The 18,141-nt window shown below is 62.2% G+C and carries 17 protein-coding genes; 7 read left to right on the plus strand and 10 right to left on the minus strand.

The window, feature by feature from the left end; translation table 11 throughout:
- Window positions 1–135 precede the first annotated feature (135 nt).
- The 4 genes from YWC_RS0105860 (at window position 136) to YWC_RS0105875 (ending at window position 5,313) form a co-directional block, all read left to right on the plus strand.
- Window positions 136–450, plus strand: a complete 315-nt coding sequence (locus YWC_RS0105860; RefSeq protein WP_027864530.1) for a hypothetical protein — start codon at window positions 136–138, stop codon at window positions 448–450.
- Between the two features lie 170 nt (window positions 451–620).
- Complete coding sequence (gene prsT / locus YWC_RS0105865) at window positions 621–3,398, plus strand: XrtA/PEP-CTERM system TPR-repeat protein PrsT (protein WP_027864531.1); 2,778 nt, start codon at window positions 621–623, stop codon at window positions 3,396–3,398.
- A 295-nt stretch (window positions 3,399–3,693) separates the two neighbouring features.
- Window positions 3,694–4,359 carry an N-acyl amino acid synthase FeeM domain-containing protein gene (locus tag YWC_RS0105870; RefSeq protein ID WP_036213319.1) on the plus strand — a complete coding sequence of 222 codons (666 nt, stop codon included), beginning with the start codon at window positions 3,694–3,696 and terminating at the stop codon, window positions 4,357–4,359.
- 84 nt (window positions 4,360–4,443) lie between these two features.
- Window positions 4,444–5,313 (plus strand): ThiF family adenylyltransferase, encoded by an 870-nt coding sequence (locus YWC_RS0105875; protein WP_027864533.1) that lies wholly within the window; start codon window positions 4,444–4,446, stop codon window positions 5,311–5,313.
- 84 nt (window positions 5,314–5,397) lie between these two features.
- On the opposite strand, the gene pepA is transcribed toward YWC_RS0105875, so the two are convergent.
- The 10 genes from pepA to YWC_RS0105925 form a co-directional block, all read right to left on the minus strand.
- Window positions 5,398–6,282, minus strand: a complete 885-nt coding sequence (gene pepA, locus YWC_RS0105880) for a flocculation-associated PEP-CTERM protein PepA (RefSeq protein ID WP_169728091.1) — start codon at window positions 6,280–6,282, stop codon at window positions 5,398–5,400.
- Window positions 6,283–6,422: 140 nt separating this feature from the next.
- Complete coding sequence (locus tag YWC_RS0105885) at window positions 6,423–7,103, minus strand: class I SAM-dependent methyltransferase (RefSeq protein WP_027864535.1); 681 nt, start codon at window positions 7,101–7,103, stop codon at window positions 6,423–6,425.
- Window positions 7,104–7,228: 125 nt separating this feature from the next.
- Window positions 7,229–7,957: an N-acyl amino acid synthase FeeM domain-containing protein gene (locus tag YWC_RS0105890; RefSeq protein WP_027864536.1), complete on the minus strand. Its 729-nt coding sequence runs from the start codon at window positions 7,955–7,957 to the stop codon at window positions 7,229–7,231.
- A 223-nt stretch (window positions 7,958–8,180) separates the two neighbouring features.
- A complete protein-coding gene (locus YWC_RS28475) occupies window positions 8,181–8,972 on the minus strand; it encodes a GAF domain-containing protein (RefSeq protein WP_051306264.1) in 792 nt (263 codons plus the stop codon).
- Between the two features lie 31 nt (window positions 8,973–9,003).
- The gene (locus tag YWC_RS0105900) at window positions 9,004–10,098 is read right to left on the minus strand and encodes a nucleotidyltransferase domain-containing protein (RefSeq protein WP_027864537.1); all 1,095 of its coding nucleotides are present in this window, start codon (window positions 10,096–10,098) and stop codon (window positions 9,004–9,006) included.
- Entirely contained in the window at window positions 10,095–11,018 is a 924-nt protein-coding gene (locus YWC_RS0105905; RefSeq protein ID WP_036213323.1) for an HprK-related kinase A, read from the minus strand. Before YWC_RS0105905 ends, YWC_RS0105900 begins: the two co-directional genes overlap by 4 nt.
- On the minus strand, window positions 11,012–11,311 hold the full coding sequence (locus YWC_RS0105910) for an HPr-rel-A system PqqD family peptide chaperone (RefSeq protein ID WP_027864539.1): 300 nt from the start codon (window positions 11,309–11,311) through the stop codon (window positions 11,012–11,014). Before YWC_RS0105910 ends, YWC_RS0105905 begins: the two co-directional genes overlap by 7 nt.
- A gap of 2 nt (window positions 11,312–11,313) precedes the next feature.
- The gene (locus tag YWC_RS0105915) at window positions 11,314–11,883 is read right to left on the minus strand and encodes a hypothetical protein (RefSeq protein WP_156923523.1); all 570 of its coding nucleotides are present in this window, start codon (window positions 11,881–11,883) and stop codon (window positions 11,314–11,316) included.
- A gap of 195 nt (window positions 11,884–12,078) precedes the next feature.
- Window positions 12,079–12,693, minus strand: a complete 615-nt coding sequence (locus tag YWC_RS0105920; RefSeq protein WP_027864541.1) for an XrtA/PEP-CTERM system exopolysaccharide export protein — start codon at window positions 12,691–12,693, stop codon at window positions 12,079–12,081.
- Window positions 12,694–12,850: 157 nt separating this feature from the next.
- Complete coding sequence (locus YWC_RS0105925) at window positions 12,851–13,612, minus strand: S1 family peptidase (RefSeq protein ID WP_229413030.1); 762 nt, start codon at window positions 13,610–13,612, stop codon at window positions 12,851–12,853.
- Between the two features lie 436 nt (window positions 13,613–14,048).
- On the opposite strand from YWC_RS0105925, the gene YWC_RS0105930 reads away from it, so the two are divergent.
- The 3 genes from YWC_RS0105930 to YWC_RS0105940 are packed head-to-tail and all read left to right on the plus strand — an operon-like array spanning window position 14,049 to window position 18,131.
- On the plus strand, window positions 14,049–15,578 hold the full coding sequence (locus YWC_RS0105930) for an XrtA system polysaccharide chain length determinant (RefSeq protein WP_027864543.1): 1,530 nt from the start codon (window positions 14,049–14,051) through the stop codon (window positions 15,576–15,578).
- Between the two features lie 17 nt (window positions 15,579–15,595).
- Complete coding sequence (locus YWC_RS0105935) at window positions 15,596–16,573, plus strand: XrtA-associated tyrosine autokinase (protein WP_027864544.1); 978 nt, start codon at window positions 15,596–15,598, stop codon at window positions 16,571–16,573.
- A complete protein-coding gene (locus YWC_RS0105940) occupies window positions 16,554–18,131 on the plus strand; it encodes a TIGR03016 family PEP-CTERM system-associated outer membrane protein (RefSeq protein WP_084416327.1) in 1,578 nt (525 codons plus the stop codon). The genes YWC_RS0105935 and YWC_RS0105940 overlap by 20 nt, the downstream gene beginning before the upstream one ends.
- Window positions 18,132–18,141: the final 10 nt, after the last annotated feature.

An 18,141-nucleotide genomic window follows, 5' to 3' on the forward strand; every position in this document is an offset into this window, starting at 1 on the left:
CGCCTGCGCCCATCATTTCTAATGTGAAATGTCATTCTATGCCTGCCTGGCTGGCGCCGCATCTGTCCAATTCCGTGGGTCCTGCATGCGCGGCTGGCCTAGAATGGACTGGACAACCATCCATGGAGTTCATGTATGCCGATCCAGCCCGAGCAACTTGCCGCCCTGATGGCCGAAGTCGAACAGGAAGATCCGATCGACTTCGCCGACCTTCCCTTTCCCGAAGACGAGCTGCGCACCCTGGTGGCCAGCCACTTGTGCGAAATGGCGGCCGCCATGGAAAACTTCAGCACCGAAGACCGCCTGATGACGCTGCTGGCGGTGTCGGCCAAGCTCGTGCTCGAGAATCTGGTGCTGCACGTTCAATTGCTGCGCCGGCATGGCCTTCCCGTGGGCGACAATGTCGAGGAATTGCTGGGCCGCTTGCGCAAAGGCAACCCGCCAGAATAGGGCTTGTACCACCCGTCCAACAGTAAATTTTTTGAGAGCAACAATCAGGAAAGTTTTGCAACAATGTATCATCCATGTTGCGTTGGCACAGGATTCCATCATGTATTATTGTTGTCGAGTTAATTCTTCGCACCAACATGCGAATGCCAGACAACCTACAAGGAATTCCTATGCCGCGCCACGCCTCCAAGCTCAAGCTTTCCGCCGCACTTCTTTCCAGCGCCTTCCTGATGGCGGGTTTGTCCGCCTGCAGCAATAACCAGTCGACGGAAACGCTGCTGGCGGAAGCCAAGCAGTATCAGCAAAAGGGCGACGTCAAGGCGGCGATGATCCAGCTGAAGAACGCCGTGGCCAAGAATCCGGAGGACGCCGAAGCGCGTATTCAACTGGGCATGCTGCACCTGGAAACAGGCGATGCCGTCTCGGCGGACAAGGAACTGCGCAAGGCCCGTTCCCTCGGCGCCGATGCCGGCCGTGTCCTGCCGCTGCTGGGCAGGGCCAACATGCTGCAGGGCCGCGCCAAGGAATTATTGGATGACATTTCTGCAGATCAAGCCAAGGGCTCGGCGTCGCTGCTGACCCTGCGTGGCGACGCCCTATTGGTGACCGGCAAGCCGGACGAAGCCAAGGCCGCCTTCGAGGCTGCGCTGGCCATCGATCCGAACCTGGGCAGCGCCTACCTCGGCCTGGCGCGCCATGCCATGCTGAACGATGACCGCGCAGGTGCGGAGCGCCTGTTGGCCGAGGCACTGGCCAAGGACCCGAAGAACCCGGACGTCTGGATGGCGAAAGGCAGCATGCTGCGCATGAGCAATAAGGCCGACGAGGCCGTGGCGGCGTATGACGAAGCCCTCAAGCTCAAGCCGAACCATCGGGATGCCTTTATCGAGAAGGCCTACGTCGAAATCGGCCGCGGCAAATTCCCGGCCGCCAAGCTGGCCGTGGAAGGCGCCGAGAAAGCGGCGCCGGGCAACCTGCTGGTCGTCTACGTGCGCGCCCTGTACGAGTTCTCGCAAGGTAAGTATGCCGTTGCCCAGGAATCGCTGCAAAAGATCCTGAAAGTGGCGCCGGGTCACATGCCGACCCTGCTGCTGGCCGGCGCCTCCGAGATGAACCTCGGCGCGGTGCAACAGGCTGAACAGCACCTGCGCAGGTATCTCGAGAGCAACCCGAACAATGTCTATGCGCGCAAGCTGCTGGCCCAGACCCTGCTCAAGAGCAGCCAGCCGGCCGATGCGGCCGCGGCGCTGGCGCCGGCGCTGAAGGACGGTACCCAGGATGCACAGCTGCTGGCCCTGGCAGGCCAGTCGCACATGCAGGTGCGTGACTTCAGCAAGGCCAGCGATTACCTGGAAAAGGCGGCCGAGCTGGCGCCCAAGGCGGCCGGCGTGCGCACCTCGCTCGGCATCTCGAAACTCGCGCAGGGCGACCAGGCACGTGGCCTGAAGGAACTGGAACTGGCCACCACGCTCGACCCCAAGTCGGCGGAAGCCAATGTCGCCCTGATCCAGACGCACATGGGCCTGAAGCAGTTCGACAAGGCCCTGCAGGCGGTCGCTTCCCTCGAGAAGCAGCAGCCGGAGAGCCCGCAGGTGCAGAACCTGAAAGGCCAGGTCTACCTGGCCAAGGGCGACGTTGCCGGCGCACGCGCAGCCTGGGACAAGGCGGTGGCGCTGCAGCCGGCCTTCCTGCCTGCGACCGCCAACCTGGCACGCCTGGACCTGCAGGCGAAGCAGCCCGAGGCGGCCAAGGGTCGCTTCCTGGAAGTGCTGGAAAAGGACAAGAACAACGTCGACGCGATGACGGCGCTGGCCGAACTGGCCCTGGTGCAGAACCGTCCCGACGAAGTCACGAGCTGGCTCGAGAAGGCCAGCAATGCCAATCCGGAAGCGGTGGGGCCGGCCCTGAACCTGGGCATGCACTACATCCGTACCAATCAGGCGCAGAAGGCCCTGACCCTGGCGCGCAAGCTGCAACCCGCCAACCCGACGCATGGCGGCCTGCTCGAAATGATGGGCCAGGCGCAGATGGCGACCAAGGACACGGCGGGCGCCCTGGAAACCTACGGCAAGCTGGTGAACGTCATGCCGAAGGCGGCGGTGGCGCAGCTGCGCCTGGCCGGCGTGTACACGGCCATGAAGAACGAGGCCTCGGCCGCCGCCCACCTCAAGCGCGCCGTCGAGCTGGAACCGAACTTCGTTCCGGCCCGCCTGGCTCAGATCGACATGGCCATGCGCGCTGGCCGTCCCGACGACGCATTGCAGATCACGCGTGAACTGCAGAGGCTCCAGCCAAAGTCGCCTGTCGGCTACATGTTCGAAGGCGACGTCATGGTGTTGCAGAAGAAACCGGCGCAAGCGGTGACGGCCTATGAAAAAGCGCAGGCACTGTCCAACTCGCCAGACCTGCTCGTCAAGACCATTCAGGCGATGAGCCTGGCCGGCAAATCCAGGGAAGCTGGAGCCCGAGGCATGCAATGGCTGAACCAGCATCCGAACGATGTCCGCGTTGCCCTTGTAGTGGCGGAACTCAACCTGGGCAGCAAAGAATACAAGCAGGCAATCCCTGTGCTCGAGCGCGCGCTCAAGGTGGCGCCGAACAATCCGCAAATCTTGAATAACCTGGCCTGGGCCTATCAGCAGGAAAAAGATCCGCGGGCACTGGCGACGGCCGAACAAGCCTTCAAGCTGGCGGGCAACCATCCCGGCGTGATGGATACCCTCGGCTGGCTGCTGGTGGAAAAGGGTGATACCGCGCGCGCCCTGCCGCTGCTGCAGAAGGCTGTCGAGAAAGCGCCGAATGCGCCGGAAATCCGTTATCACCTGGCGGTCGCCCTGCATAAATCGGGCGACAAGCAGGGAGCACGCAAGGAAATCGACAAGGCGCTCGCCCAGAATGCGCCTTTCAGTGAAATTGATGCCGCGCGCGCATTGCTCAAGACCCTGTAAGTTTGATAATATATTGATATCAAACTGGTTTCGGTTCCGCTGCGCCGATGGTGCGGCGGAATTGCCCCGATTGACGGAAACCGGGGCGGATTCCACATAAGCCACGCCTCGATGCAAGGACGTGGCACGCCAACGATTTCGGGCTTTCCTGAACCATCGCATGCCTGCATTCGGCATGGGATGGCGCTGTCCTGTTCCTCATCGGCCCAGGTTTCATTGGCTGCTTCCCTAGCGAACGCGCGATATATGTCAGTCGCGATACTATGGCAGCCTCTACTTTCGAGGATGTTTTATCGTGAATGACGATTCGTACGGAATTCGTCTACCGGATACTGCTGAGGGCCGAAATTCGGCCAGCATGCTCGTGAAACGCATGTATGCCCGTCGCGGGTATACCGGTTCGCGCCATGTCCTCGATGAGCATAATCGTGTGACGCTGACCGCCACCGACAAGGGTGAGGTGGTGGGCACGGTGACCATCGGTATCGACTCGGAGCTCGGCCTGATGGCCGACGAGTTGTTCAAGGACATTCTTGACGAGCATCGTGCACGCGGCGCACGGCTGTGTGAATGCACCAAGTTAGCGTTTGACCTCTCGGAGCGCTCTCGAGTTCCCCTGGCGAACGTATTTCATTTGGCACTCATTTATGCGCGCGACCTGTATGACTGCACCGACGTCGTCATCGAAATCAATCCGCGCCATCGCCGCTTCTATGAACGCATGCTCGGTTTCCGCCAGCAAGGGGAATTGAAAATCAATCCGCGCGTGAATGCCCCGGCTTACCTGATGCACCTGAGCCTCGATTACGTGAGCGAACAGGTCGAACGCCTGGGCGGAACCTTCGATACCCCGGTCGGCAGCGCGGAGCGCTCGCTCTACCCGTATTTCTTTTCCCCCCGCGAGGAACGCGGTATCATCAACCGCCTGTTGCGCATGGATGAGCACCACATTTCCTCATAGCGCAAAATAGCGGTACCTGTATCGATAAGGCCGATCACGCGCATGCGCGACAGCGGCGCTTTACGTCAACTATTCCCATCCATGATGAAAAATCCGTTTCGCTACGAGCAGGCTTTTGCGCGCAATATTGGCTGGATCACTCCAGAAGAACAACAACGCTTGCGCAGCAAGCGTGTGGCGATTGCCGGTATCGGCGGTGTCGGCGGGGTCCACCTGCTGACATTGACGCGTCTCGGTATTTCCAAATTCAATATCGCCGATTTCGACCGCTTCGACATCCCGAATTTCAACCGTCAAGTGGGCGCGATGATGTCCACGCTGGGCCAGCCGAAAGCGGAGGTATTGGAGCGCATGGCGCGCGACATCAATCCCGAAGTCGACATCCGGGTATTTTCGGACGGCGTCGACGCCGGCAATCTCGACGATTTCCTGGGCGATGCCGACCTGTATGTCGACGGCCTGGATTTCTTCGCCTTCGACGCACGCCGCCAGACCTTTGCAAGGTGCGCGCAGCTGGGCGTGCCGGCCACCACCGCGGCGCCGCTGGGCATGGGCGCCGCCCTGCTGAACTTCATGCCGGGCGGAATGACCTTTGAAGAATATTTCCAATGGGGCGACTTGCCGGACATCGACAAGGCGATCCGTTTCGCCATCGGCCTGGCGCCGGCCGGGCTGCACCGTCCCTACCTCGTGATGCCGGAAGCGGTGAATTTCGACGAGCAGCGCGGCCCGTCGACCTTCATGGCCTGCCAGCTGTGCGCAGGCATTGTCGGGACCGAAGCGCTGAAGATCCTGCTCGGCCGCGGCAAGGTGCTGGCGGCGCCTTATGGCATGCAGTTCGATGCCTACCGCAACAAGCTCAAGCAGACCTGGCGCCCGGGCGGCAGCAGCCATCCGATCCAGAGGCTGGCGATCGCCATCGGCAAGCGCCAGTTTGCCAACAAAATGCGTTAACTATTATTTATTTAAAAAAAAATCCACTGCCGAGGCAGTGGATTTTTTATTTCACGAAAGCTGGCAAGCAGCTTCTGCAAAAGCTTACTTGGCTTGCTTGCGGCGACGTGCGGCGCTCAGGCCCAGCAGGCCGAGGCCCAGCAGACCCAGCGAAGCCGGCTCTGGAACTTCAGCTCGGTCGAACACGACGTCCAACGAACCGTCAATATATGCGGTACGGGTCGGATCGATCACGAAGCCATTCAGCTGGCCGCTCTGGAACGACAGGTTGTAGAACGGATTTGGCGCAGTGAAGAACTGGTCTCCTTGTCCGACGAGCTCGAAGGTGGTTTGCGAAGCAAATCGACCACATCCAAACTGGACATTCGCGCAGCTTGCATTTGGAGCGAACGAACCTTCACCTGACAGAGCAACGCCTTGAGCCAGCAGGATATCGTTGCCAGCACCGGTCAGGTTCCAATCATCTTGGCCAGTAGCTGGACGTTGACCAACGCCACCAACCGTATCCTGATCTTGATCGAGATACACTGCCAACGAACCTGGTCCGGTGAAAGTGAAGCTAGTGGTGTTTCCGCTGATGCTATAAGTGCCGCTGGCTTTATACAGGGCATACAGGCCGTAGCCATACTGATTAGGGCCAGGAGCCAGGCCGCCGTTCAGGCCCGTGGTCGTGCCCGCCAGCGGGCCAACACCACCTTCATCTACGAACTGGCCAGCCCTCCAATACAAGGACACAAAAAAATTCCCATTGCTATCGAAGGAAATCGCTTCGTTGTAGTTACCGGTAATTTTGTCGGCTTCGAACGGTCCATACGGATAGGTTGGGAGTGCGTTTGGAGCGGTAACGGGATCCAAGTTCCCTGGAGTTACCGTGAAATTCGGGTAATCTGCCGCATTAGCTGCACCGACAAACAGGGATACGGCAGCTACGGCCGATGCGACGATGGTCTTCGAAAAAAGCGATTTCATGTGATCTCCTAAGTTAGTCTGACGCTGCATGTCTAACTTAGCAATCTCCATGCCAGATAAAAATTATCATTTAAAATCATATACTTATGATTTAAGGAAGAAGAAATCAAATACAGGTGTAAAAAATCCCGACACGTGTGTCAAGCAAGTCCCGTCGCTTGTGGCTTGCGAGCAATGACATTCCAAGTATTACCACTCTTAAACTCGCTAGCGATTTCATAGCCACTCGTGATGATTTTTTGGCGAATCTCGTTTTCTTCAAATGGGCTGTACAGGATCCCCTTCCTGATTCCCCAATCATTGATCTTCTGCGCCGCCCATCGCAGCGGTGCGAATCCGCTCGGATACAGCAGCACGTTGGCCGCCAGCGTCCCACCCGGCTTGAGCACGCGCAGGATGTCGCGCAGGGCGCCGTCGACGGTCGGGAAGCAGTGGATCGAATTGGCGATGTTGGCCGTATCGAAGTGGTTCTCCGGGAAAGGCAGGTCGGCCGCGTCAGCGTGCTGCACTTTCACCTGGGGATCCTTGGCGAAGCGCTTCCTGGCGCCGGCCAGCATCGAAGGCGCGTAGTCGATGCCGACCACGTTCACCTTGGGCAGCTGGCGGCGGCGGCGCCAGTTGAGGATCATTTCCAGCAGGGTTCCGGTGCCGCAGGCGACCTCCAGGTGATCCGGGCCGAAATTCGGGCCGAAGAAACGCATCTGGGTGCCGATCGTGCTGTTATAGGCGAACGTGAGGATGAAGAAGCCGCGGATGTCGTACCACCACGGCTCGGATGAGTAGGCTTCGGCGATTTCATCGCGGGTTTTACCGCTCGTCATGGGCGTTCCTTGCTATAAATGGTGAAAAGAAGAAAGTGAATATAGGAGCTTCTGCAGCTAGGAGCAAGCTACAGATGACTGCCAAGAGGGAGTTTTGTTCAACTACCCACGCGGAGGGGCAGGAATCAGCCAATGCGTTTCAGGCGCGCAATGATACCGCCCTCTTCGCGGGGCGAGAAAAAGTAGGGAAACAGGGAGCGGTCGCCGACCGCGTGGTCGCCCTTCCCCGCCACCTCGGCAATCCGCTTGGTGCCGCGGGCAATATGCCCGCGCAACAGAACGGCCGGCGCGTCGACGCGCGGATTCGGCCGCGATTCGCATTCGACCCGGAAGTCGAGCATGACTTCATAGAAGCGGCGGTGGCGCGGATTCACTTCGATGAAGATGTCGCTGCACTGGTGCAAGTCCCTGGCATAGATGAAGGCCACATGGAACAGGGAGGCCAGCACCGCCTTGGACTTGACCGCCGGATCGAAGGCGAGCTTGATGATTTCGCACACCTTGCCCTGGGCGCGATAGGGATCGATATGATCCTTGAATACCTGGTCGGCGAGCAGGCCGACGTCCGAATCGAGGTTGAGGCTCAGCGTACCGATGACCCCCTCCTTGTTCGACGCCGTCAGGGTAATCCGGTTGGGGTCCTCGCTGATATGGTGGTTGCCACTATAGCCGCGCCACGCATACATCTTGCTGATGAGCATGCTGGCGGAACTGCGCTGCTCGTCGACGTCGGCGGCACGGATGCCGAACACGCTCTCGTTGATGGTGACATCGACAATGCTGGGCGAATACGCATCTGTCCCGTCGTCAGCAGGTGCAGGGCTGACGGGTTCTGTCGTTACGGTGTCGAACATGTGTACTCTCCTGGCGGAATGGACGCGTCATGCCGCAGTCGGGACTGCCTCATATCATAGCACTCGAAATTCTAATTTAGCAACAAGTTGTTCTAAAGAATTTTATATACATAATATCGAACAGCATTCCTCTTCTCCACCACCATGTGGTGGTAACAGGAAATGGCCCAAACTTGGGTGTTGTACTGTTGGGAATTGCGTACACCGCAGTGACGCCGTGGGCTCAGTGCCCCCGCTGCTCTTGCTGGATGTCGTGATTCAGCTGACCGATCAGCTCGGAAGCCGCAGACAGAATCTGGGCCGAGCCAAAGCCCGCCCGGTGCATTTCGCGAAAGAACGAACGCGCCAGTATCCTGGCGACCTGTTCAGGGTTACGGTAAGCCAGCCTTGCCGTTTCCGGCGACTCCCCTTCCGTTTCCTGCAGCAGCGCCAGCTGGGCGAAGCGTGAGTCGAGCAGGTGTCGCAGGTGACGTACCTGCAGGTAGCCGCCCAGGGACGAGGCCAGGAGCTGGAGCAGGCACAATGCCGTGTCGTCGAAGGCTGCGGCGTCCTTGGCGTTGGCGGCATTGACCACCCCGACGATGCGCCCCTCGACACGGATCGGCGCACAGACGAGGCTGCTTCCGAGCTCCGTCCCGCGCCGTGCAAGCGCTGCGAATTCCGATTTCCGGATGTCCGCGACCAGCAATGCATTCCCGCTTGCCAGTACGCGGCCCGAAATGCCTTCGCCGCGCCGGATGGCCGCCTGCAGCGCGGCACTGGGCAAGGGACCATGATGGGCATGGATGCTCATGCACGGCTCGCCTTCCCCTTCGCTCCCCAGCAGCATGACCGAACAGCTTGCCGCGCCGATCACGCCGGCCGCGCGCCGGACCTGGTCCTGGAGGCTTGCCTGCTCCGGGCCTTGCGCCAGTGCCTGTTGCAGGGCTTGTAAACGGATCAGGGGAAGGGGTGCTGCCTGCATGCTTTCCTCGCGCAAGGATGAGTTGGTGAGACCGATTTCAACATATTTCATTTATAGCATGCTATTGAAACCGGCCGTGTTATCACATTTGCTCTGCCCCGGCGGTGCGCGGTGAGATCAAGGCCTTGTGAAACAGGTGGCGCGCCAGCATCGGTAGCGGCATGCGCAGCCAGTTGCCGCGCAGGTAGAGCGCGCCCTGCGCCAGCGGGGTCAGGCGGTCGGCGCAGCTCGGGTGGAGCGGGACCAGGTTACGCAGGAAGATTCCGTCCATCAGGGCCAGCAGGGGTGCGGCAGGCCGGCCTGCCGCCGCAGCCTCGGCCAGCACCGACGCCGGCACCGGGGTCCCGAGCAGCCGGCTGCAGTAGCGCAGCGCATAGAACAGCGGCCGCGCCAGCTGCAGCTGGACGGCGCGCGCCGCCAGTCCTTCCCAGAAGCCGGGCGCGGCGCCGAAGTGCAGCAGCAAGCGGTGCAGGTCGAGCAGGTCGCGCAGGCCGTGGTCCGTTTCACCTTCGGAGAACAGGTGCACCGCACTGTGCAGCACCAGGTCGTGCGGCGCCAGCATCCACAGATGTTCGCTTCCGGGGATCGGCCGGGCCGCGGCACGCAGCAGTGCCGGATCCGGCCGCGCACGTGCGGTTTCCGGCAGGATGGCATGGTGCACGTCGATGGTACTGCCGCGCTCGACGTGATCCATCGGCGGCAGTTCGTGCATCCATTCGCGGTAGTAGCGCTGGTCGTAGGGGTGCTGCTTTGCGCTGGCCCAGCCGTGCAGCATCAGCGCCGCCTCGACTTCGCCGATGCGCTCCTTCGGCACCAGGATGTCGACGTCGGAAAAGATGCGTCCCTGCGCCGGCGGCAGCCCGGCCAGGACATAGGCGGCCCCCTTCAGCAGGATCAGCGGCAGGCCGAGGTCGGCCAGGGCGCGCCGAATCTGATCCACTTCGAAGCGCACGGCGCGCTGGTGCGCCTGCAGCACGACGCCGGCCCATTCCAGATGCCGGCGCGGGGCCGGCGGCACCGACGCCAGGAGGCCTGCTTCGGCGAGGCTGGCTCCCAGGGTGGCGGCCAGGCCGGCATTCGCCGCCTGGCGCAGCAGCAGGTCCCAGTCGGCCAGTCCGAGTCCTTCGACCCGCGCCGGATTGCGCAGGACCTCGACCAGCAAGGGCAGCGGCGTCATGCCGCGCCGCCTGCGAAACTGTCGAAAACGGCCATGGCATCGTCGAGCCGGCCGTAGCTGAACGTGTATCCGCTGCATTCCTCGACCAGGCGTCCGAGGACGTCGAAACCCTGCCCTCCCAGCACCGCGTAATTGAAGGCGTTATCGACCATGCCGGTGAACAGGCGCGCCTTCGGCATCGGCGCCAGGCTGGCCGGGGCGTCCGCTTCGTACCTGGGAAACACGACGTGGGTCGCACGCGCGGGTACCGCAGCGGCGGCGACACTGGCGCCCGGCGCCCGCATATGGGCGATCGTCCCCTTGGAAGTGCCATGGACCTCGGGGCCGAACCGAGCGTCCGGCGCATAGCTGCGCAGCACGCCGATCGACGCATTCTTGAGGCTGACCGGGCGCGCCAGCGGCAGCAACGCCAGATCCTGCGGCCTGACCAGGGTCAGCTCGTCCGACAACAGGCGCCAGCCGCGGCTGGCAAGGGCGGCGCACAGGGTGCTCTTACCGGAACCCGGCGGCGCCGGCAGGATCACGGCGGCATTGCCGCGCTGGAGCACGGCGGCGTGGATGATCAGGTAGCCGTGCGCATGGTGCGATACGCACCAGTTCATCACCCATTCGAACATCGGCAAGGCCTGCTCCAGCGGCAGCGGCTGGAACGGCACCCGGCCGTCGCTGTCGAAGCGCACCTGCGGACGGTACCAGCGGCGCAGGCCGCCCGAGCGGCGGAAGGCGAGCTGGAAATCGGCGAAGCCGTCCTCGCCCTCGACCGGATGGTCGGCGTACAGCAGCGCGATCGCATCGGCCAGGTGCCTAATGTCGGTACGGATGCGGCTGCGGAAGGGGCCGGTGCGCAGCACCAGGCCGGGCCCGGACAGGGCAAGGCGGCGCAGCATTTCCGCGCGGCCGAGGCTGGCCAGCGTCAGCATGGGCAGGGTTCGATCAGGCTAAGCTGCGACATTTCATCGAGCAGGATATGCAGTTCGGCACCGACGCTCGCGTCGTCGATCTCGAATTCATCCAGCAGCCTGGATGCCAGTGCCGCCATGGACGCAGGGCCTGGACGCAGCGCCTCGAGCACGCACAGCGCTGCCGGGCCGAGCAGGTGGGTCGCTCCGGACACGTCGTTGTACAACACGGCTTCCTCGTCCCAGCAGCGGTAACGAAGCGACTGGCCCTCGATCAGACGCCACACCGCATGCGACAACTCGACCGGCAACATCCTTATGTGCGATCGCCCTTGTAAGTGGACTCGAGGTATTTCTTGGTAGTTTCAATATCCCAGAACACACCTCGTGCCGGCTCGTAGTGACCAGAAGTCTGCAACTCACGCCACATTTGCTGCAAAGTGCGCTCCGACAGGAAGCCGACTTTTCCTGACTTGACGTTCAGGTAAGCTGCCGTCATATGCATGCCCAGGTTGGACTTGTCGAAATCGCGTTTGCTGAGCATGTTGATCAGCGTCGTCGCACCATACGTGCTTGTTGTCCTGCCGGAACAGCTGAACACGTCGCCAAACAGCGTCTTGGTCGACACCGGCCAGCCCCCGTGGTTCTTCCAGTAGCCTGGCGACTTGCCCGCGCAAGCCACCGCGTCATCTGGAGTATTGCTGTTCAGGCCTGCGGAAAGGGCCGCCGATGCGGAAACGCATTTGAAATCGAACGCATGGCTCCGGGTCGTCCACAGCACGCCGGCCGCACCGAGCCCGGCCTTCGCCAGGCGGCGCCGCGCCGCGCCCTGCGGGGTCATCGGAGCAGCCTCTTCAGGACGCCCTGCTTGGTTTTCGGTGGACACGGTGTCTATCCTCACATTGATATGATTTGCCACGACGGCATGCGTTTCAAATAAGCAAAAAACATGCCGTGTTGCACTGCTTCCTAAAACTCGCTAAAAAACAGGAAGATAGGAGAACTGCTCATCCTTTAAGCATGCAGTCTAGCGAGATTTGAGATCGTTGTGTCAGATTTTTCGACAGCGGTTAAGGATACCTTAAAGGAAACTCTCAGGAATGACCAGCACGTCGCCCGGGCGCATTTGGATGTTGGCCGAGATGTCACCGTCCTTGATCAGGTCATCGAGGCGCACACGGTATTGCTGCTGCTTGCCGTCCACGGTGCGGATCAGGCTGGCGCGGTTGCCGGACGCGAATTCGGTAACGCCACCCACGGCAATCAGTACATCCATCAAAGACATATCCCTGCGATACGGCAGAGCCTGCGGACGGGCTGCCTGGCCGATGACGCGGATCTGCTCGCTGTAATTGCCGACGAAGTTCGTGACGACCACGGTCACGACCGGTTGCTGGATGAACTTGGCGAGTGCCGCTTCAATGTCGCGCGCCAGCTGGGTCGATGTCTTGCCGGCGGCCGGCAGGTCTTCCACCAGCGGCGTGGTGATCTTGCCATCCGGACGGACCGGCACCGACATCGACACTTCCGGATTGCGCCACACGATGATATTGATCGCATCACCCGGGCCGATCAGATATTCCGGGTTCACCGCTTCGGTTGAAGGCAGCGCCGGCAGGTTGCTGGCGCAGCCGCCCAGGATGAACAGGCAGCTGATCGCGACAGCCTGGGCCGCGCGCTTGATCTTGGGGGTCATGTTCGTGCTCACGTCAAAATCCTCGGGTTGGCATGGCGCCTGGTCGGCTGCCGCATGCATGCAATATTGTTGAGCATAATTCTATACCATAGCACTTCGGCAACACCTGCACAATTGAAATACTTGTGGCGCGCGCGTCAGTCCCTGGCTTGCCGCCTTACTGCGGGCGCTGTAGGAGCTCGCGTACGTGGCGTACCGGAATTGCGTAGGTGATGCCGCTCGGGTCCGATACCGCGCTTTCCCGCAAACCCTTCAGGAATACCATGTTGATCACCCCGACCACGCTGCCGTCCTCGGGCCGGAACAGAGGGCTGCCGCTGTTGCCGGGATAGGCGGTGCCATCGAGCTGGTAGATCCGGAACGGCGAGCGCTGCAACTGGGTGATCGCGCGTGCGTCCAGCTGGCGCGAATTCAGCGAGGGCCGCACCACCGGCGTGATCGCGGCCAGTAGTGCGCGGTGGGTCGCCGCATGCAGGCCCAGGCGCATGCCCAGCGGGTAACCGGTAAACACCAGTTCCTGCCCTTCGGCCACGCTGTCGTCACCGGCCAGGGTCAGCGGGGCCAGCGGCGTGCCGGACAGGCGCAGGTGGGCAAGGTCGTGTTCCGCGTCCAGCGCCACTAGGCGCGCCGGACGGAAGCTGACGGAGGCGCCCTCGCCGCCGATCACGATTCCTAGCTCTTCCTTGCGCGCGGTATCGAGCTGCTTCGGGATGGCATGGGCATTGGTAACGATGCTCAGGCCATCGCCGACGGCGAAGCCGGTGCCGACGAACACGACGGCGGGCTGGCGGGTCTTGAGCAAAGTGCCGACGCCGACCACCGAAGGCTTGATCTGCGCCACCGTACGAGGCAAGTTCTGGGCTTTGGCTACGTCCGGAACGGTAGCGGCGACGGCCAGCACGAGGGAGTGCAGGAGCACTTGCAGCGCGTTTCTCCTAGCCGTTTTGGGCGTCGCACCAAGGTTTCGAATAAGAATCAATCGTGTGGGCACTTTTGTCTTTCCGACATTAAAATACGTATTTGACACAGGGCAATTTTCGTTAAAGAAACGGTCATGAGTGTACGCGAGCGAAGGGATGAGGTGGCAACACAATGTATAGCCAAACAGCATTTCCACGGCTAAATGTTGCTTTCACATAACTTTTAAACGCTGGATTCATGGAAAAACCGTCAAACGTTTATTGCAGTTAGTAATTTGTGTTGCATGGACCACCATTTTTGTCGTGTCTGTCGCCTATTTTTCCGACCCGCAATTGCAATTGCTCAGTCAACAAGCGATCATGCAGACTATTTGACATTTTATTGATTGATGAGCTTGCCAAATCACGGGCAATCTCTTAGGCGAGAATCCACATATGGCAGATATCACAGCCGCAATCCTTAACTTCCTCAAGGCAATCGGGAAGTACCGCTGGCATGCAGTCTTCATCACCTGGGCCGTGGCCATTGTCGGCTGGGTGGTGGTCCTGAAACTGCCCAACCAGTACGAAACCTCGGCGCGCGTCTACGTCGATACCCAGAGCATCCTCAAGCCTCTGCTGTCGGGCATGACCACGCTGCCGAACCTCGACCAGCAGGTGCTGTACATGCGCCGTACCCTGATCAGCCGGCCGAACGTGGAACGCGTGATGCGCATGGTCGACCTCGACGTCAAGGCCAAGAACGCCAAGGAACACGACGAGATCGTCGAAGATCTGATGGAGAAGATCAAGATCGCCGGCACCGAGCGCGACGACATCTATACCATCAGCTACACCGCCCCCGACCCGAAACTGGGCAAGGACGTGGTGCAGTCGCTGCTGACCATCTTTGTCGAAGGCAGCTTCGGCGGCAAGAAGCAGGATTCCGAGAAGGCGGTCCAGTTCATCGACGACCAGATCCGCAATTACGAGGAAAAACTGGCGGCGGCCGAGAACAGCCTGAAGGAATTCAAAATCCGCAACCTGGGCATGCTGCCGTCGGAAGGCGGCGACTTCGGTTCGCGCATGATGGCTGCCGGCGAAGCGCTGAACACGGCCCGCCTGGAACTGGCCGAAGCCGAACAGGCCCGCAACGCGATCCGCCGCCGCATCGCCGGCGAAGCCGCCCCGGGCGAGACCGCACCGGTGCCGATCACCGACCCGGAACTCGAATCGCGCATCGCCACCGTCACCAAGACCCTGGACGGCCTGCGCACCCAGTACACAGAAGCGCATCCGGACATCATCGCCAACGCCCGCCTGCTCGAGCAGCTGGTCGCGCGCAAGCAGGAACTGGCCAAGAACCGCAAGCCGAGCGCCGATCCGGGCGCCGGCTACAGCCCGATGCTGCAGCAGATGAACGTGGCGCTGTCGGAAGCCGAGGCGCGCGTGGCCGCGCTGCAGGCCCGGGTCAGCGAGCACACGGCACGCGTGGCGCGCCTGCGCGCCCAGAGCAGCCAGGCCCCCGAGATCGAGGCGCAGCTGGCCCAGCTCAACCGCGACTACGCAGTCAACCGCGAGAACTACCAGCAGCTGGTCCAGCGCCGCGAGTCGGCCAAGCTGTCGGGCGACCTGTCCTCGGCCACCGACATGCTGACCTTCCGCGTGATCGACCCGCCGGCCGCGCCGCTGCTGCCGTCCGGGCCGAACCGCCTGCGCCTGTTCTCGCTGGTGTTCGTCGGCGCGCTGGTCGCCGGCCTGGCCTCGGCCTTCCTGATGAGCCAGCTGCGTCCGACCTTCCTGAGCCAGGCCGCCCTGCGCGAGGTGACCGGCCTGCCGATCCTCGGCTCGATCAGCATGAACTGGACCGAACAGCAGACCGTCCGCCGCAAGCGCCGCCTGGTTGCCCTGGGCGCCGCCGTGGCGGTGCTGCTGGCCATCTACGGCGCCGGCGTGACCGCCATCCTGGTCCGCCCGGGCCTGTAACCGATCAAGGAGCAGACGTGAGCATTATCGAAAAAGCGGCGCGCCGCATCGACCAGGAACGCGGCCAGGCCGCGCCGGTCCACGCGCCGGCGCCGATGCCGGCGCAGTTGGCTGTCTCGCATGCCGTGGAAACGGCCGACCTCGACGTCCTCGAACCGGTCGCCGTCGGAGCGCCGGTGCTGCCGCCCCCAAGCGCCCCGGCAGCTAGCGCGTCTGCGGCCGCCGCCGCGACCCCGGTTCTCGAAGCCGATGCCGCGCCGCGGCGCCAGACCCGCAAGGTGGAACTCGACCTGGCCAGGATGCGCGCCAGCGGCATGGTGACCGCCGCCGGCGGCCGCACTTCGCTGGTGGAGGATTTCCGCATCATCAAGCGTCCCCTGCTCAAGCGCGCCTTCGGCGAACGCAAGCCGGGCGAGAATCCGGCCAACCTGATCATGGTGACCAGCTCGCTGCCGGGCGAAGGCAAGACTTATTGCGCCATCAACCTGGCGATGAGCATCGCCATGGAACTCGACCATACCGTGCTGCTGGTGGACGCCGACGTGGCCCGCCCATCGGTGCTGGGCACGCTCGGCCTGCCGGCCCAGCGCGGCCTGATGGACCTGCTGGTGGACGACAAGCTCGACGTCTCCGACGTCCTGCTGCGCACCAACGTCGACACCCTGAGCATCCTGGCCGCCGGCACCAGCACCCCGCGCGCCACCGAGCTGCTCGCCAGCTCGACCATGGCCAACCTGGTGCAGGAGATCGCCAACCGCTATCCGGACCGGGTCGTGATCTTCGACTCGCCGCCGCTGCTGCTCACCAGCGAGGCGCGCGCCCTGGCCAGCCACATGGGCCAGATCGTGGTGGTGGTGGAAGCCCAGAAGACCACCCAGCACGCGGTCGGCGAAGCGCTGCGCCAGCTCGAGGGCTGCCCGAACGTGAACCTTATCTATAACAAGACCAGGGACATCCCCGGCATCGAAGAAACGTATGATTATCACTATGGGTGAGCTGCGTGCCGGCGTGGCGCGCATGCCACGCCTGGCGCCGCTCGCAATCGCAGCGATGCTGCTGGCATCCGAGTGCCGCGCAGACTGGCGCGTGGTGCCGGCGCTCACGCTGACCGAGCGCTACACCGACAATTTTTACCAGGAAGGCAAGGACCTGAAACGGTCGCAGTTCATCAGCGAGCTCACTCCCTCGTTATCCTTCCTCAAGACAGGCCCGCGCCTTGTCCTCAACGGCACGGCGCAATGGCGTCACTTCGATTACCGTGACGACGATCTGCGCGACGCGCTCGACCACAGCTTCGAATATGCCGTATCGGGCCGTGGCACGCTGGCCAAGGACTTCCTGTACGTCGACGCCAGCGCCTCGGCCAAGCCGAACAACATCTCCGTCTTCGGCCCCAGGGTCGAGGACGCGCCCTACCTTTCGGGCAACCAGGCCAAGGTCAAGACCTGGCGCGTCAGCCCTTATCTCGAACATCGCTACGGAAGAACGGCAACCCTGGCGATGCGCTATGCGCGCGACCGGGTGGAAGGTGGGCGCGGTGCACGCGGCTTCGGCAACAGCAGCAGCGACAGTGTCACTGCGAGCTTGGCCAGCGGCCCGGCCTTCAATCAGGTAGGCTGGGGCCTGACCCATTTGCGCCAGGACCTGAACGATACCTACAATGGCGAGACCTCGAGCGAGAGCACGACCGCCAACCTGCGCTACGCGCTAACCAGGCGCTTCGCCCTGACCGCCACGGTGGGCTACGACAACTACCAGTTCGTAGGCCTTGGCAACGACACCGCCGGACGCAACTGGTCGGTCGGCTTCAACTGGACGCCGTCACAGCGCACCAACCTGAGCGCGGCGCTCGGCCGCCATTTCTACGGTCAGACCGGCAGCTTTTCCCTGCTCCATCGCAGTCGCCGCACCTCCTGGAACCTCGCCTACAACGATGGCGTGACCACTGCGCGCGAACAGTTCCTGCTGCCTTCCACGATCGACACCACCGAGCTGCTGGACCGGCTGTTTGCCGCTTCCATCACCGACCCGGTCGCACGCCAGCAGGCGGTCGCCGCCTACATCCGCGACACCGGCCTGCCTCCCAGCATAGCCGAGAACGTCAACTTCCTGAGCAACCGGTATTTCCGCCAGAAGCAACTGCTGGGATCGATGGCTTTCAAGATGGCGCGTACCAGCGGTGTGCTGTCCCTGTCCAGCAGCGAACGAACTGCCCTGTCGAACGAGCAGAGCGACAGTGTTCTGCTGGGAACCCAAGTGGGTGGACGCAACGACAACGTCCGCCAGCACGATGCGACCGCCAACCTCAACTACCGCCTCAGCCCGCGCACCAGCGCGCTCGCCGTGGTCGGCTGGGGACGCAGCCGCTCACTGACTAACGATATCGTCGACACCCGGCGCGACTTCAGGCTCGGGCTCACACACCGGCTGAGCCGCGAGGTGCGCGCGGCGGTCGACTTGAACCACCGCTTCGGCACCTATGGCCGTCTCGGCCGCAGCAATGGGCCGTTCTACGAAAATTCCATTTCCGCCAGCCTGTCCGCCCAGTTTTAAGGAGCCGCAC

The organism is Massilia alkalitolerans DSM 17462, from assembly GCF_000427785.1.
In the GTDB taxonomy this organism is placed as follows: domain Bacteria; phylum Pseudomonadota; class Gammaproteobacteria; order Burkholderiales; family Burkholderiaceae_D; genus Telluria; species Telluria alkalitolerans.

Excerpts from the sequence above, each read along its gene's own strand:
- YWC_RS0105860 (WP_027864530.1), top strand. The coding sequence starts at position 136 with ATGCCGATCCAGCCCGAGCAACTTGCCGCCCTGATGGCCGAAGTCGAA.
- prsT (WP_027864531.1), top strand. The coding sequence starts at position 621 with ATGCCGCGCCACGCCTCCAAGCTCAAGCTTTCCGCCGCACTTCTTTCC.
- YWC_RS0105875 (WP_027864533.1), top strand. The coding sequence starts at position 4,444 with ATGAAAAATCCGTTTCGCTACGAGCAGGCTTTTGCGCGCAATATTGGC.
- pepA (WP_169728091.1), bottom strand. The coding sequence starts at position 6,282 with ATGAAATCGCTTTTTTCGAAGACCATCGTCGCATCGGCCGTAGCTGCC.
- YWC_RS0105885 (WP_027864535.1), bottom strand. The coding sequence starts at position 7,103 with ATGACGAGCGGTAAAACCCGCGATGAAATCGCCGAAGCCTACTCATCC.
- YWC_RS0105890 (WP_027864536.1), bottom strand. The coding sequence starts at position 7,957 with ATGTTCGACACCGTAACGACAGAACCCGTCAGCCCTGCACCTGCTGAC.
- YWC_RS28475 (WP_051306264.1), bottom strand. The coding sequence starts at position 8,972 with ATGAAATATGTTGAAATCGGTCTCACCAACTCATCCTTGCGCGAGGAA.
- YWC_RS0105900 (WP_027864537.1), bottom strand. The coding sequence starts at position 10,098 with ATGACGCCGCTGCCCTTGCTGGTCGAGGTCCTGCGCAATCCGGCGCGG.
- YWC_RS0105905 (WP_036213323.1), bottom strand. The coding sequence starts at position 11,018 with ATGCTGACGCTGGCCAGCCTCGGCCGCGCGGAAATGCTGCGCCGCCTT.
- YWC_RS0105910 (WP_027864539.1), bottom strand. The coding sequence starts at position 11,311 with ATGTTGCCGGTCGAGTTGTCGCATGCGGTGTGGCGTCTGATCGAGGGC.
- YWC_RS0105920 (WP_027864541.1), bottom strand. The coding sequence starts at position 12,693 with ATGACCCCCAAGATCAAGCGCGCGGCCCAGGCTGTCGCGATCAGCTGC.
- YWC_RS0105930 (WP_027864543.1), top strand. The coding sequence starts at position 14,049 with ATGGCAGATATCACAGCCGCAATCCTTAACTTCCTCAAGGCAATCGGG.
- YWC_RS0105940 (WP_084416327.1), top strand. The coding sequence starts at position 16,554 with ATGATTATCACTATGGGTGAGCTGCGTGCCGGCGTGGCGCGCATGCCA.